Origin of the sequence: Salibacterium qingdaonense, from assembly GCF_900114715.1 — a bacterium.
GTDB lineage: Bacteria > Bacillota > Bacilli > Bacillales > Marinococcaceae > Salibacterium > Salibacterium qingdaonense.
In genome coordinates this window covers 64,938-78,803 of the sequence record NZ_FOTY01000003.1, presented here as the reverse complement: position 1 = coordinate 78,803, position 13,866 = coordinate 64,938, and the positions used below count along the sequence as shown (strand labels likewise).

Sequence of the window (13,866 nt, the reverse complement as noted above, 5' to 3'; positions counted from 1 at the left end):
TTATTCGAATGTGACGAGAGAAAAGATATCATAGCCGTCCAGATTGTCTCTGCCGCTTAAATACGACAGTTCAATCATGAAAGCCATGCCCGCCACGTTTCCACCGAGCTCCTCCACCAGCTGAACGGTAGCGTTCACCGTTCCGCCGGTTGCAAGCAGGTCATCAGTTATCAATACATTCTGGCCGGGCAGAATCGCGTCTTTATGGATGGAAAGACTTGAGTCCCCGTATTCCAGACCATAGTCTGCATCCACTGTTTCGCGCGGGAGTTTCCCTTTTTTGCGGACCGGAACAAATGCTTTTTCCAGCGAATAAGCAATCGGGCAGCCGACAACAAACCCTCTGGCCTCCGGTCCTACAACGACATCTATCTGACGGTCAGCCGCAAAAGCAGTCATTTCATCGACCGCCTGCTTATAAACCGGCCCATTCTGCATCAACGTCGTAATATCTTTGAAGCGGATACCTTCCTGAGGGTAATCTTCAATGATAGTTATATAATCTTTAAAATCCATGGCCTACTTTCTCCTTTGTCTCATTATTGCCGCCGGGTGCCTGGATGAAAAGCGCCAGCCTTTCTTTCAGTTCCGTGTATGTAGAATACAGCAGTACCTGTTCTGCTTCCCTTTGATCTTTGTTTTTCTGATAGGAAACCGAATCATGCAGATCCCGTTTTGCCGGCGCTTCCTTCATGCTGACAATTCCGTTTTCTATTGTAACAAAGTCAAGCTCAAAAAACACATGACTCATAAAAGAAATAGTGCTGTATTTCCACCCTTTTCGGCGGGCCAGTTCTTCCCCGTGCTTTTCAAGATTGAAGCTTTCCCGCTTCTTCAGGAAGCCGTAATACCACTTGAAATCCTCTCTGCCGGGATCCAACTGAAAGTAAAGAACATCATCAGACCGGAAAAAGACATACACATTCTCCACGTCCCGACATTGTGCCAGGCAATCTTCAAGGTCGCTCGTATGCACAGGCATATCGGCAAAGACGAGGTTGGCTGCCTGTCTTGGAGGAGAAGAATAGACCTCCCGGCCGGAAAGGATTGTTTTTTCCGGAAACCTGGCAAGAAGACGGCGGGCGTTCTCTTCGTGAAAAGCTACAATTACCGCATTTTTATCAGGAAGAAGCTCTACTGTCTCTTCTATATTTTTCTGCTGCCGCTTATCAAACAGCTGCCATTCGTCCACCGCAAGATCTTTAAGAAACAGCTGCGGCTTCCGGTAGCCGTTCCACTCGTTAATAGAGAGTTCACCAACAGCGCGGACGGAAGCATTTTCTGTTGTATGGTCATCCAGTTTACCTAGATGAAAGCCTACACCGTCGAGACGCTTCCCGTCCTGCTCCAGTTCAAATTTCAGATGATTTTTCCCGCTTCCGATTTTTCGTTTGGAAGCAAGCGTTGCATTTCCCAGCATAAACACCGGCTTGGGATTGCCTGTACCAAAAGGTCCCAGCTTCTGCAGTTCTTCAAGTGCCGCCGTCGTAACGTCTGTAATCGGGACTTTCATATCAACGATGGTGGATGGAATAAAATCTTCTTCGTTTAAGGAGGCTGCAGCCTGCTCTTCCAACCGCCTTCTCAGTTCATCAATATCACCTGGATCCATCGTCAATCCGGCTGCCATCGTATGACCGCCGAAGTGAGGCAGGATATCTCTGCTTTGAGAAAGCTCGCCGAACATGTCAAATCCTTGAATACTGCGGGCGGAACCTTTCGCTTCACCGGTTTCTTCGTCAATCCCGAGAACGATTACCGGTCTGTAGAACTGCTCGATTAATCTGGAAGCGACGATGCCGATAACGCCGGGGCTCCATCCCTTACGCGCGATAACGAGCACCCTGTTTTCCGAAGGTGGATAGCTGTTTTCCACTTCTTCCACCGCTTCTTTTGTCATTTCATTCACGATTTTCTGGCGTTCCCGATTCAGTTCGTCTATCATTTTGGCCCATTCATCAGCTTCTTCCTGTGAAGTGGAAGCAAGCAGATGAACCGCGGGATCTGCTGCTTCCATCCGTCCTGCCGCGTTAATACGCGGGCCGATCGCAAAGCCTACGTTGTCTTCTTCCATTGCTCCTTCTTCTATCCCACAAATACGTTTCAATGCCTGAATTCCCGGTTTTTTGGATACAGCAAGAGCCTGCAGTCCACGGGAGACGAGGATTCTGTTTTCGTCAAGAAGGGGCACAAGATCACTGATCGTTCCAATGGTAAAAATATCTAAAAGATGAGACGGGAAAGAGCCCAGCAGCGCTTCGGCGGTTTTCAGCGCCACTCCGGCTCCGGCCAGCTCTTTAAACGGATACGCGCAGCCTGGTTTTTTCGGATTGATGATGCAGTAAGCATCGGGAAGTTCCGGCTGCGGCTCATGGTGGTCCGTCACAATGACGTCCAGCCCCATTTCATTTGCTGCTTTCACTTCCGGAACAGCAGCTATTCCGGTATCCACCGTAATGACAAGCGACGCCCCCTCTTCTGCCGCCTGCTCCAGTGCTGGAATATTCGGTCCGTACCCTTCGGTAAACCGGTTTGGGATATACCACCCGAAATCGGCTTGCAGTTCTTTTAATACATGGATCATGATCATCGTGCTCGAAACACCGTCTGCATCATAATCACCGAATATAAGTATTTTTTCATTATCGTTTACTGCCTGATGTATGCGTTCTACAGCTTCTTTCATGCCGTTCAGCTGGAACGGATCGTGAAGATTCTCCATGGATTTTTTCAGAAAGAAGGAAGCTTCTTCGATTGTACGATAACCTCTTTTGGACAACAACGCTGCGGTCATCGAGGAGACATTCAATTCCTTTTCCAGTTGTTCTTTTCCGGAAAAATCCGCCTCCTCCATCATCCAGCGTGTTTTCGGTCTTAACATGACAAAAACCACCCCTGACCTACTCATTATACTAAAGCAGGGCAGGGGTTACAATTAGTCGGACCGGATTGAGGATATCGTTATTCCGGCGATGATGAATTTTTCCGGTCTTTATTCTTGGTTTCGGCTGCCGCTTCAGAGGATGTGGAGTTCTGTTTCTCCTTATTACCACTTTTCCCCTGCTTCAGATGCTTAATTTCCTGCTGCAGCCGGTATACTTTAATAATACCTAGGGAACCGGTGATTACAGCACCCATCAGGACAGAACCAAGGATAACCAGAATAAGCGGCCATTCCGCCGTCCCGAATATGTAGTTAACTTCCACTCCGTCTACATTAATAACAGCAAAAACAGCAATAATAAGTGCTGCGGCAGCACCAAGAATTAACGCGGACTGCCCTTTCATAATGAAAACCTCCTTCTCACTCTTTTTCGTAAGGATTAATGTGAACGAATACATCTTTTACTTTAGCATCCAAAAGCAGGCGTTCTTTCACTTCTTTGCCGATGTCATGACCTTCCTGTACCGTAATGGAAGGGTCAACAGCAACCTTGATATCAATGATGACATAATGACCATGCTCTCTTGCAAAAAACTCATCAACATGCAGAACACCTTCCACACTGTTGATTTCTTCACGCATTTCCTGAGTATCTTCCGCATGCAGAACATGATCCAGAGCATTGTGGATCGACGTCTTTCCAAGCGTCCAGGCCATTTTCATAATTAAGATGGAGACAAAGAGGCCGGCGGCCAGATCTCCGTACAGCATCCAGGTGATATTCAGATGATTCCCTGCGATGGAAGCTCCCACGCCGGCAAGCGCTGCCGCGGATGAGAAAACATCGGAACGATGGTGCCAGGCGTCTGTGATAAGTGCTTCGCTATTGAATTTATTTCCCAGGAAATGTTTGTACCTAAACATACCTTCTTTCACCACAATGGAAAACACAATGGCATACAGCGCGGCCGTTCCCGGAATGGATACCGGTTCACCAAGACCCTGCAGTGCGTTAAGGCCGATTTCCACCCCGACGATAAACAGCAGAACCGCAACAATAATCGCTGTCACGGATTCCGCTTTTCCGTGTCCGTATGGGTGATCATGATCAGGAGGCAGGTTCGCAGCACGCACTCCGATTAATACGGCAACAGATCCAACCACATCTGAAGCCGAATGAACAGCATCCGCCGTCAAGGCACGGCTGTTTGTCATTATCCCTGTGATTCCTTTAAAGATAGCGAGAAATACGTTCCCGGCTATTCCGATCATTGCTCCAAATCGTACCATCCGATATCGCTTATCTTCTGTATCCACCGGCCTGAAGCCCCCCATTTTCACAAGAGTGTACATATATTATACCAAGGAAAAAGTCATGGTAATACACCATGACTTAGACTTCCGGTTCCATATCCTCCGGATCTTCTTTCTGCGGTTTGTTCCAGTTGCGCTGAATGCTTTTCCATTTCCAGGATAACCAAAGCTGGGACGCAAGAAACAGGGAAGAATACGTTCCTGCCACAAGACCAATAACCAGGGCAAACGAAAACGACCGGATCGCCTCGCCGCCGAAAAGGAAAATGGCTCCTGCGGCGAACACAACAGTCAGCACTGTGTTGATGGAACGGACAATCGTCTGGTTTAAGCTGAGATCGACCACTCTGGCAAGGTCGTCGAAGGACGTTATTTCCTCCTCATAGCTCATATTCTCCCGTATCCGGTCAAACGTTACAATCGTATCGTTAATGGAATAACCAACAATTGTTAACACGGCAGCAATGAACGGAACATTGACCTCAAACTGTACAATCGAAAACACGACGATAATGAAAAACGCGTCATGCATCAGGGCAGCGATCGAAGCGAGCCCATACCAGAATTCAAACCGTATCGTGACATACAGTATGATGCCGATGGATGCGATGAGAACCGAAATGAGCGCATTCTGCGCGAGTTCCTTGCCAACTTGCGGAGAAACCGTGCTTATCGTCGGCTGCTGTCCGTACTGGTCGCCGAAATACGTCTGAATTTCCGCGATTTCATCCTGAGACAGCGTCCCGATAAAGCTGGCATAAGCCAACTCATTATTGTCCCCGGCAAGCGTAATTTCATCTGGTTCATAACCGTCCCCAATGGAAGCGAACTGCTGCTCCACTTCTTCTGCCGTCAACGTATCATTGGCGAGAACTTCCACTTTCGATCCGGCTTGAAAATCGATACCGAGATTCAGACCGGCAGTGAAAAGAAGAATAATGCCGGCTAAAAAGAAGACCGCCGAAAACGTGAAGAACTTTTTCCTGTGTTTGACAAATGGAATGGATCGTTTATTTTCACTGGGATTCATGGATTTGATTCTCCTTTACACCGAATACCCGCGGTTTCTTGTTGAAAATTCTGCTCTGCACCCAAAGGCCGAGCAGCAGCCGTGAGCCAAACACTGCCGTAAGAAAGCTTGTTACAATGCTGACAATCAGCATAACAGCAAAGCCCTGTACCGAACTCGTTCCGTAATAAAAGAGTACACCGGCGGCAAGAATCGTTGTGATGTTGGCGTCCAGTATCGTAGACAAGGAACGTCTGCTGCCTGCTTTAAATGCCGATAAGATGGTTTTGCCGGATTTGATCTCTTCTTTCACCCGTTCATAGGTGATGATATTGGCATCCACCGCCATCCCGACACCGAGAATCAAGGCTGCAATTCCGGGAAGCGTCAACACACCCTGCATCCAGTTGAAAATGAGCAGGACGATGTAAATATAGGCCGATAACGTGACAGCTGCGATAATCCCCATAAAACGGTAATAGGCAATCATGTAAGCCAGAATCAACCCGATGCCGATGAAGCCGGCAAAAATAGTATTATCCATCGCCTGCTCCCCAAGAGAAGCACTGACGGAGTTTGAATAAATCTCTTCCATATCCACCGGAAGCGACCCGGAGTTCAGCACCTCCGCAAGAAATTCCGCTTCCTCCACGTCAAAATTCCCTTCGATCTGAATGTCCTGCTGGTAAAGCGGGCTGTTAACCTGCGGCGCCGACAAATATTTCGGATCCTGTTTTTGGACTTCTTCGCTGAAAGAGTCCCCTTCTTCGTAATCCAGCCATACGACAAGACGGTTGTTCGGTTGATTGTACTCTTCAAGTATGTTTTCCGTCACCTGCCCGAATTTATTGGCGTCTTTTAACGAAAGCGTGACGACCGGGTTGTTCGCCTGGTCAAACCCGACGCTTGCTCCGTTTTCCTGAAGAGCCTGTCCGGTCAGTCTTACGTTGTCATCCACGTCCCGGAAGCTCAGCTCCGCCTGCGTGGACAAAAGATCTCTTGCTTCCTGCTGGTTATCCACGCCGGCGAGCTGCACGCGGATGCGGTTCTCTCCCTCAATCGTTATGTTCGGCTGCGATACCCCGAGAACGTTTACGCGCTGGTTTAACGCACTGACGGTGGCCTGCATTGTTTCATCTGTGAGTTCTTCCCCATCTTCGGCAGGTGTGACCTCGTACAGCACTTCAAAACCGCCCTGCAGATCAAGACCGAGGTTGATTCCTTTGGCGGTTCCCATAACGGTCTGCGAAATAACGCCTGCCAGTGCCAGGATAATCACAAAAAACGTGACAATTCTCCATTTCTTTATCATGAACGCTCCATCCTCCTTCAGCCGGCACCCTTTTACAGATACACGGACTGCTCCCATTTTCCCGGCAGTGCTGACAGCCTGGAGCGCAGGAAAAAAGCAGCTGCCGGGCGGGCACTGCAGCTTCAGCATCCGGGCGCTGCCAGGGAATACGGCTGATTATGTACAAATTTACCATTACTCGCGTCAGCAACAGGTTAATTATACTGATGGATTTTCTGTCATGTCAAATGACGGTCCGATGAACCACCAGCATCAATATCCTCCAATAGTTCCTCCAGTGCCGTTTCCGATGAATACAGAGAAGCACTTTCCTTGTAAGAAGCAATAGTTACATCATTCATATAGTCGCTGATAGATAAATGGAGCACGGCCTGGACGAGGGAGTGTATCCGGAGACTGACTTCCTCTTTCTGCAGTTTTTTCATCGTAAGCGTCCATATATCCTCTTCCTTCATGCTCGTGTACCCAAACCGGTGAAATTCTTCCACTTTACTTTCCAGAGCCGGTTTTATATCCTCTTTCCACACTTCAAACGGTTTGGTCTTCATTTTTTGTCCTCCTATTTTTTAAAGTTGTCATGCTTGTCCCTGTTTTTGGCATATACATGAAAACACGTTTCAGTTTTTTAATGCTTCATGATTACGAAGAAGGCGGGGCGGCCTATGGGGACACGTACTTTTATTAAAGGAACCATCATATTGATTGCTGCAGGATTAACGACCCGCATTCTCGGTTTCGTCAATCGAATCGTCACCGCGAACATTCTCGGAGCAGAAGGAATTGGATTGTACAACATGGCGTTTCCAACCCTGCTTTTAATTATAACTTTAACACAGCTCGGGCTTCCTGTGGCGATTTCTAAATTAACAGCAGAAGCTTCCCCGGACCATAATAAGCGGAAAATTAAACAGATTCTTGCCGTTTCTCTAACAGTTACGGGGATTTTGAGTATTATTTTTACTATATTTCTGGTATGGAGCGCCTCTTTTCTTGCGGAATATCTTGTTACGGATGAAAGAGCCCTTTATTCCCTTCTTGCCATTACACCGATCATTCCGGTTACGGCTGTTTCGGCGGTACTTCGAGGTTATTTCCAGGGAAAACAGAATATGAAGCCGACGGCGGTCTCTCAGGTAATCGAACAGATTGTCCGAATTTCCCTTGTTGCGGTATGTACGAATGCTCTTCTTCCTTACGGGCTTGAATTTGCGGCAGCGGGGGCCATGATCTCTGTTGTCGCAGGGGAAGGAGCCTCCCTCCTTTACATGCTGTGGCGCTTCAAACACGACAACCCACTGCCGCTGCGTCACCGGTTTTTTCAATCGTTGAAAGGCGGGAGCAAGGTTTTTCAGGATTTGATGGCGGTGGCCCTGCCTGCGACCGGGAGCCGGCTTATTGGCTCTGTATCTCTGTTCATGGAGCCGATTATCATCGCCCACAGCCTCGCTCTCGCTGGATTCGGTACGGCTGCGGCCACAGCCGCGTACGGAGAATTGAGTGGATTTGTCATTCCACTGCTCCTCCTTCCAACATTCATTACACACTCGTTTTCAGTGGCACTCGTTCCAGCCGTCAGTGAAGCTGCTGCCGCGCGGGATTACGGTATGATACAAAGAAGGCTTCGGCAGACGCTGCGGACGGGGCTGATAGCAGGAAGTTTCTGTGCCTGTTTTTTGTTTGTCTTTGCCCATCCGGTGATGAATGTTATGTATGGTTCACCGGAAAGTGCTTATCTGCTGCAGATCATGGCGCCTTTCAGCCTTTTTTTGTATATGCAGGGTCCCCTTCAGGCCGTACTGCAAGGAATGAATCTTGCCAGAACAGCGATGTTCAATACACTCTCCGGTGCGGTCATCAAAATGAGTCTGCTGTTTCTTTTTACGTCACAGCCGGAACTGGGCATCACCGGGTCTGCTCTTGCCGTTGCTGTCAACATGGTGCTTGTGACCCTGCTTCATTTTAAGGTTGTCACCAAGGCGGCAGGCATGATCCTGGAAGGCAAAGCAGCACTATTCATTCCAGCTTCCGCCGCATGCGCCGTATTTGGAACCAATGCTTTGCTCCAATGGTGGGAACCTGCGATGTCAGAGTTATTCCTCTTAATAACGGCTTCCGCAGGTGCAGGATTTGTTTTTGTTACGCTCTTGTGGGCAGCAGGTTATTTCAATTGGTCCCACTGGCGCAAAATCTCCACTATGCGCTAATCATTTTTCTCATCAATATACAACACGCCGTTTTCCTGCATAACGCAGTATGATACCTTTTTCACATAGTCAATCCCTGCCTTATGCAATTCACGCCGCAGCCACATTTCATCTTTTCCGGCTCTTTCAAGATGGTCCCACTGAATATGACCGTCAATGATAAAAGGAAGCGGATACGAAAGAGCCTCCGCTTCTTCTTTTTTTTCAAATACGGATAATTCACCCGAAGGCTCCAATATGGCAAAATCTACGTCGGAAACATCTTTTATATCCTTCTGACGGATCTGCATCAGCAGATCATCAAAATTATAGCGCTGTTTTTTCATGGCCTTTTCATCGATTTTTCCCTGCCGGATGAGTACTGTCGGCCGGCCGTCCAGGATGTGGCGCATCCGGTCACTTTTGAGAGACCACCAGGCAAGAACGATCTGCAGGAGAGAGAGTACAAGAATCGGGGTGAACGCCCTTACGTAAGAAACATCCGTATCTTCCACCGACACAACGGCCAGTTCCGCAATCATAATCGAAATGACAAAATCGAGTACGGAAAGTTCCCCAATCTCGCGCTTGCCCATCAATCGAAGGACAACCAAAAGAAAAAAATAAACAACGATTGTCCGCAGCACCACCGTCCATATTTCCACACTATCCATCCACCTTTGCTTCACTCTGCCTTTGTTAGTATGGCCTGCTCTTTTTTTTCCATGTGTCTTAATAAAACAAAAGATAACGGAAGTAAATATAGATGGTGGATACAAAGAGAGAGAGGATCGCAGTGGGCATACCGATTTTAAAAAAGTCCATATAACTGAAACCGTGCCCGGCCTTGTTGGCAAGTCCCGCTACAATAACATTGGCCGTTGCTCCGATCAGGGTGGCATTTCCGCCGAGACACGCACCAAGAGCGAGCGCCCACCAAACGGGACGCAGGTCTCCGATACCGTACCCTTCCATTTCCAGAATGACCGGAATCATTGCCGCCACAAACGGAATGTTGTCAACGAATCCGGACACGATTCCTGAAATCCACAACATGGACAGCGCAGTCGCTGTCATCTCCCCTTCTGTCATAAAGATTAAGCCCCGCGCCAATTCTTCCAGAAGCCCCGTTTCTTCCAGACCGCCGACGAGCATAAAAAGCCCCGCAAAAAAGAAGATCGTTGTCCATTCCATCCGCTGAAACACTTTTTCCGGATCCGCCTCATCCTTTGTTAAAAAGAGAAGCAGAAGGGCTCCAGCCATCGCAATCGCCGTGATCTCCATGTGAAGCAGCGGCTGCATCATAAAAGCACTAATTGTAAGGACGAGGACAACACCGGATTTAAACAGCAGGTTTTTATCCGTAACGTAGTCAGAGGCTTTCAAATCCTGTAACTGCTGCCCGGCCTCTGTTCCTCTTTTTCCTCTCCACTCCCCGCGGTAATAATACACGAGTCCGACAGTGATCAATATAAAAATAAATAAAGCAGGGGGACCAAGATGCACTAAAAAATCATTGAACGTCAATCCTGCGGCGGCCTGCCCAATCATCAGGTTCGGCGGATCGCCGATTAGTGTAGCGGTTCCGCCGATATTAGACGTTATAATCACCGCCATTAAAAAAGGAACAGGCTTCAGCTGCAGCATATTCGTGAGCGTGAATACAACCGGCGTCACCAAAAGAACCGTTGTTACATTGTTTAAAAAAGCCGAACCAACCGCTGTCAGCACAGACAACAAAAATAGCAGCGGCACCGGTTTGCCCTTTACAAGCTGCGCTGTTTTGACAGCAGCATACTCAAACATGCCGCTCTGGCTTGTAATGGAAACGATGATCATCATCGAAAGAAGCAGAATAATTGTATGCCAATCTATGTAACGAAAAAAAACGAGATTCAAGTCCAGTATCCCGAAGACGACCATGAATAAACCGCCTGAACAAGCTACCAGGACACGGTTACCTTTTTCTGCCATAAGCAGAGCATAACTGATGATAAAGATTGTTAGGGCAGGGAGAACGTCTTGCACAGGAGCGACCACCTTTTTCACGGTTTGTACAAGTTTATGAAACATCTCTTTCAGTCTGAACATAAAATCGGGAATCTGTTTATTTTGTTATATTGTTCTTCTATTTCGGTGGTGTTGTCCATAAGCATAAAACAAAGCAAAGGAGGAGAGTTAGATGGAAGGAACAGGGAAAATCCGTGGAGCCGGCACCGGTATGATTGTCATTATCGGTATGCTGCTCATCTCAGGCATAGTTGCAGCAACTGTTTTGCGATTTACGTCCGTGTCCGAGGATTCTTTGCGCTGGCTGCTGTTGATAACCGCCATGATCAGCTTTTTTACCGGAGGTCTCTTTGCGGGAAGAAAAACGAAGGAGAAAGGAATGATTACCGGGGCCACCGCAGCTGCAGGTATGATTCTTGTTTTCGCGCTGCTTGAATACCTTGGGTTTGACAGTACCATCACTGCCGGGCAGCTTCTGTATTTCGCTGCATTCGCCGCATGCGCAGCTTTCGGAGGAGTGATCGGGGTTCATTCCACATCACGTTGAAACAAACAAAAAAAGACCGCCAGGCTGTGTGCCGGGCGGTCTTCTTGGTTTTCAACATACACGTGTTCAAAAGGGGCGTTCGCTTATGTAAAGTAAGCGGCCGTTAGTCTTCATTGACGACTTCTCTGACAGAGTTACGGTCAAATGTCAGTTTGTTGTCATCGTCAACGGCAAGTACAATTTTATTTTCATCAATGGCGTCAATCGTGCCGTGCATCCCGCCGATCGTAATAATACGGTCGCCTTTCTGCATGTTCGCGTGCATTTCCTTAATCTGCTTCTGCCGCTTTTGCTGCGGGCGGATCAGCAGGAAATAGAAAATCGCCGCCATCAATATGAGCATAATAAATGGTGCCATCGTTCCCCTCCTTCCATTACTTCCCTATAGTACAGGCTAACACAGAACCTGAAGGATAAGCTAAAAGTTTTTTGCATCCGGCCGGTTAAATCCGTACTGCTCGAAAAATTCTTCCCGGAAATCAAGAAGTCTGTCTTCCATAATCGCTTCCCGCACCTTTTTCATTAAGTCGAGCAGAAAGTATAGATTATGATAGGACGTGAGACGGAAACCGAATGTTTCATTGGATTTGATGAGGTGCCTGATGTACGCGCGGGAATAATTCCGGCATACATGACAGTTACAATCCCTGTCAATCGGGCTGAAATCCCTTGCATAAGCTGCATTACGTACAACGAGGCGGCCATGGTTTGTCATACAGGCTCCATTACGTGCGATGCGGGTCGGCAGCACACAGTCAAACATGTCCACTCCCCGGATGGCTCCATCGATAAGAGAGTCCGCCGAACCGACGCCCATCAGGTATCTCGGCTTGTGGTCCGGGAGCAGCGGGGTCGTAAAATCAAGCACCCGGTTCATCACATCTTTTGGTTCTCCAACGGAAAGTCCGCCTATAGCATAACCCGGAAAATCAAGCGAAATCAAATCATCTGCCGATTGTTTGCGCAAATGTTCATATTCTCCGCCCTGAATAATGCCAAATAATCCCTGGCTGTCCTTGTTCTGATGGGCTTCAAGGCAGCGTTCCGCCCAGCGCGACGTCCGTTCCACCGAAGCTTTCATGTAGGACTCTTCTGCCGGATAAGGCGGGCATTCATCAAGTGCCATCATAATGTCGGGGCCGAGCGCATTCTGAATCTGCATCGCTTTTTCCGGAGACAAAAACAGTTTTTCCCCGCTGATGTGATTCCGGAAATGAACTCCCTCTTCTTTAATATTGCGGAAATCACTGAGGCTGAATACCTGAAACCCTCCGGAATCAGTTAAGATCGGACGGTCCCAGTTCATGAACGAATGCAGTCCGCCTGCTTCCTGCACAATATCCTCGCCCGGCCGGAGCCACAAATGGTACGTATTGCTCAAAATGATTTGAGCGTTCATGTCCTCCAGTTCTTCCGGGCTCAATGTCTTGACCGTGGCAAGAGTGCCGACCGGCATGAACATCGGGGTCTCAATAGATCCGTGCGGCGTATGGATGGTACCGAGTCTCGCCCCGCTCTGTTTACATGTCTTTTTTAGTTCATATGTTACTGCTGCCATCTATGCTGACTTCCCTTCATAATAAACATCGCATCCCCGAAGCTGAAGAAGCGGTAACGCTGCCGGACAGCTTCCTGATAAGCGTCCATCAGAAATTCTCTTCCCGCCAATGCGCTCACCATCATAACGAGCGTGGACTTCGGCAGATGAAAATTAGTAAGCAGCGCGTCCATACCGCGGAACGTGTAACCGGGGTAAATAAAAATATCCGTCCAACCAGATACTTTCTCAAACCTGCCGTTCTCATCGGCCGCCGTCTCCAGTGTCCGTGCGGATGTGGTACCTGCTGCGACAATCTTTCCACCATTTTCCCTCGTCTCATTCAAAAGCAGAGCTGTTCCCTCGCTGATTTGATAAAATTCGGCGTGCATGTGATGGTCCTCAACCGTTTCCGCCTCGACCGGCCGAAACGTACCAAGGCCGACGTGCAGCGTAATGGTTGTCACGTGCACCCCTTTGTTCTTCGCTTCGCCAAGCAGCTCCTGTGTAAAATGGAGGCCGGCTGTCGGAGCGGCGGCAGAGCCTTCTTCTCTTGCAAACACAGTCTGATACCGTTCCTGATCTTCCAGCTTTTCTTTGATATAAGGCGGCAGCGGCATCTCCCCGAGTTCTTCGAGAATTTCAAGAAAAACGCCATCATAGCTGAAGCGGAGCAGCCGTCCGCCATGGTCCAGCGTATCCAGGCACTCGGCTTTCAGCTTCGTTCCTCCAAAATACAGAACGGTTCCTGGTTTCACCCGCTTGGCCGGCTTGATCAACGTTTCCCAGACATCCTGTTCTTCCTGTTTCAACAGCAGCACTTCGACCCGGCCGCCTGTTTCTTTTTCCCCGAACAACCGCGCCGGCAGCACCCGGGTGTCATTGAGCACGAGACAGTCGCCTGCATCCAGATAATCCAGGATGCTTCGAAACGAGTCATGGTGCGTCTTCCCGGCTTCCGGATCCAGTACCATCATCCGGGACGCATCCCGCTTTTCAAGGGGGGTCTGGGCAATCAGTTCTTCCGGCAGCGAAAAATTAAAATCCTCCACATTCATTATCTTTCATAC

The 13,866-nt window shown here is 48.6% G+C and carries 14 protein-coding genes; 2 read left to right on the top strand and 12 right to left on the bottom strand.

Features of this window, described 5'->3' with window-relative positions:
- The 7 genes from BM058_RS03660 to BM058_RS03630 form a co-directional block, all read right to left on the bottom strand.
- Positions 1-516, bottom strand: a complete 516-nt coding sequence (locus BM058_RS03660; protein ID WP_090925670.1) for an adenine phosphoribosyltransferase — start codon at positions 514-516, stop codon at positions 1-3.
- Entirely contained in the window at positions 506-2,881 is a 2,376-nt protein-coding gene (recJ, locus tag BM058_RS03655) for a single-stranded-DNA-specific exonuclease RecJ (RefSeq protein ID WP_090925669.1), read from the bottom strand. The genes BM058_RS03660 and recJ overlap by 11 nt, the downstream gene beginning before the upstream one ends.
- A gap of 80 nt (positions 2,882-2,961) precedes the next feature.
- Positions 2,962-3,288: a LapA family protein gene (locus BM058_RS03650; protein WP_090925668.1), complete on the bottom strand. Its 327-nt coding sequence runs from the start codon at positions 3,286-3,288 to the stop codon at positions 2,962-2,964.
- A 16-nt stretch (positions 3,289-3,304) separates the two neighbouring features.
- Entirely contained in the window at positions 3,305-4,201 is an 897-nt protein-coding gene (locus BM058_RS03645) for a cation diffusion facilitator family transporter (RefSeq protein ID WP_245736820.1), read from the bottom strand.
- A gap of 76 nt (positions 4,202-4,277) precedes the next feature.
- Positions 4,278-5,228 carry a protein translocase subunit SecF gene (gene secF / locus BM058_RS03640; RefSeq protein WP_090925667.1) on the bottom strand — a complete coding sequence of 317 codons (951 nt, stop codon included), beginning with the start codon at positions 5,226-5,228 and terminating at the stop codon, positions 4,278-4,280.
- Positions 5,215-6,519 carry a protein translocase subunit SecD gene (gene secD, locus BM058_RS03635; RefSeq protein WP_090925870.1) on the bottom strand — a complete coding sequence of 435 codons (1,305 nt, stop codon included), beginning with the start codon at positions 6,517-6,519 and terminating at the stop codon, positions 5,215-5,217. The genes secF and secD overlap by 14 nt, the downstream gene beginning before the upstream one ends.
- 218 nt (positions 6,520-6,737) lie before the next feature.
- Positions 6,738-7,067, bottom strand: a complete 330-nt coding sequence (locus BM058_RS03630; protein WP_090925666.1) for a post-transcriptional regulator — start codon at positions 7,065-7,067, stop codon at positions 6,738-6,740.
- 114 nt (positions 7,068-7,181) lie between these two features.
- Here BM058_RS03630 and spoVB point away from each other — a divergent pair, with 114 nt between their 5' ends.
- Positions 7,182-8,723 (top strand): stage V sporulation protein B, encoded by a 1,542-nt coding sequence (gene spoVB / locus BM058_RS03625; RefSeq protein WP_090925665.1) that lies wholly within the window; start codon positions 7,182-7,184, stop codon positions 8,721-8,723.
- Here spoVB and BM058_RS03620 read toward each other — a convergent pair.
- On the bottom strand, positions 8,720-9,367 hold the full coding sequence (locus tag BM058_RS03620) for a DUF421 domain-containing protein (RefSeq protein ID WP_090925664.1): 648 nt from the start codon (positions 9,365-9,367) through the stop codon (positions 8,720-8,722). The genes spoVB and BM058_RS03620 overlap by 4 nt on opposite strands.
- A 67-nt stretch (positions 9,368-9,434) precedes the next feature.
- Positions 9,435-10,775, bottom strand: a complete 1,341-nt coding sequence (locus BM058_RS03615) for an ArsB/NhaD family transporter (protein WP_090925869.1) — start codon at positions 10,773-10,775, stop codon at positions 9,435-9,437.
- A 109-nt stretch (positions 10,776-10,884) separates the two neighbouring features.
- Between BM058_RS03615 and BM058_RS03610 the strand changes: the two genes are divergently transcribed.
- A complete protein-coding gene (locus tag BM058_RS03610) occupies positions 10,885-11,259 on the top strand; it encodes a TIGR04086 family membrane protein (protein ID WP_090925663.1) in 375 nt (124 codons plus the stop codon).
- A 103-nt stretch (positions 11,260-11,362) separates the two neighbouring features.
- Here the strand turns inward: BM058_RS03610 and yajC are convergent, their stop codons facing one another.
- Genes yajC through queA form a run of 3 tightly spaced genes read right to left on the bottom strand, consistent with a single transcriptional unit; the run spans position 11,363 to position 13,854 of the window.
- Positions 11,363-11,617 (bottom strand): preprotein translocase subunit YajC, encoded by a 255-nt coding sequence (gene yajC, locus BM058_RS03605; RefSeq protein WP_090925662.1) that lies wholly within the window; start codon positions 11,615-11,617, stop codon positions 11,363-11,365.
- 60 nt (positions 11,618-11,677) lie between these two features.
- Positions 11,678-12,817 carry a tRNA guanosine(34) transglycosylase Tgt gene (gene tgt, locus BM058_RS03600; protein WP_090925661.1) on the bottom strand — a complete coding sequence of 380 codons (1,140 nt, stop codon included), beginning with the start codon at positions 12,815-12,817 and terminating at the stop codon, positions 11,678-11,680.
- A complete protein-coding gene (gene queA, locus BM058_RS03595) occupies positions 12,805-13,854 on the bottom strand; it encodes a tRNA preQ1(34) S-adenosylmethionine ribosyltransferase-isomerase QueA (RefSeq protein WP_090925660.1) in 1,050 nt (349 codons plus the stop codon). Before queA ends, tgt begins: the two co-directional genes overlap by 13 nt.
- Positions 13,855-13,866 lie beyond the last annotated feature (12 nt).

Excerpts from the sequence above, each read along its gene's own strand:
- spoVB (WP_090925665.1), top strand. The coding sequence starts at position 7,182 with ATGGGGACACGTACTTTTATTAAAGGAACCATCATATTGATTGCTGCA.
- BM058_RS03650 (WP_090925668.1), bottom strand. The coding sequence starts at position 3,288 with ATGAAAGGGCAGTCCGCGTTAATTCTTGGTGCTGCCGCAGCACTTATT.
- secD (WP_090925870.1), bottom strand. The coding sequence starts at position 6,519 with ATGATAAAGAAATGGAGAATTGTCACGTTTTTTGTGATTATCCTGGCA.
- BM058_RS03615 (WP_090925869.1), bottom strand. The coding sequence starts at position 10,775 with ATGTTTCATAAACTTGTACAAACCGTGAAAAAGGTGGTCGCTCCTGTG.
- secF (WP_090925667.1), bottom strand. The coding sequence starts at position 5,228 with ATGAATCCCAGTGAAAATAAACGATCCATTCCATTTGTCAAACACAGG.
- queA (WP_090925660.1), bottom strand. The coding sequence starts at position 13,854 with ATGAATGTGGAGGATTTTAATTTTTCGCTGCCGGAAGAACTGATTGCC.
- BM058_RS03610 (WP_090925663.1), top strand. The coding sequence starts at position 10,885 with ATGGAAGGAACAGGGAAAATCCGTGGAGCCGGCACCGGTATGATTGTC.
- BM058_RS03630 (WP_090925666.1), bottom strand. The coding sequence starts at position 7,067 with ATGAAGACCAAACCGTTTGAAGTGTGGAAAGAGGATATAAAACCGGCT.
- recJ (WP_090925669.1), bottom strand. The coding sequence starts at position 2,881 with ATGTTAAGACCGAAAACACGCTGGATGATGGAGGAGGCGGATTTTTCC.
- yajC (WP_090925662.1), bottom strand. The coding sequence starts at position 11,617 with ATGGCACCATTTATTATGCTCATATTGATGGCGGCGATTTTCTATTTC.
- tgt (WP_090925661.1), bottom strand. The coding sequence starts at position 12,817 with ATGGCAGCAGTAACATATGAACTAAAAAAGACATGTAAACAGAGCGGG.
- BM058_RS03660 (WP_090925670.1), bottom strand. The coding sequence starts at position 516 with ATGGATTTTAAAGATTATATAACTATCATTGAAGATTACCCTCAGGAA.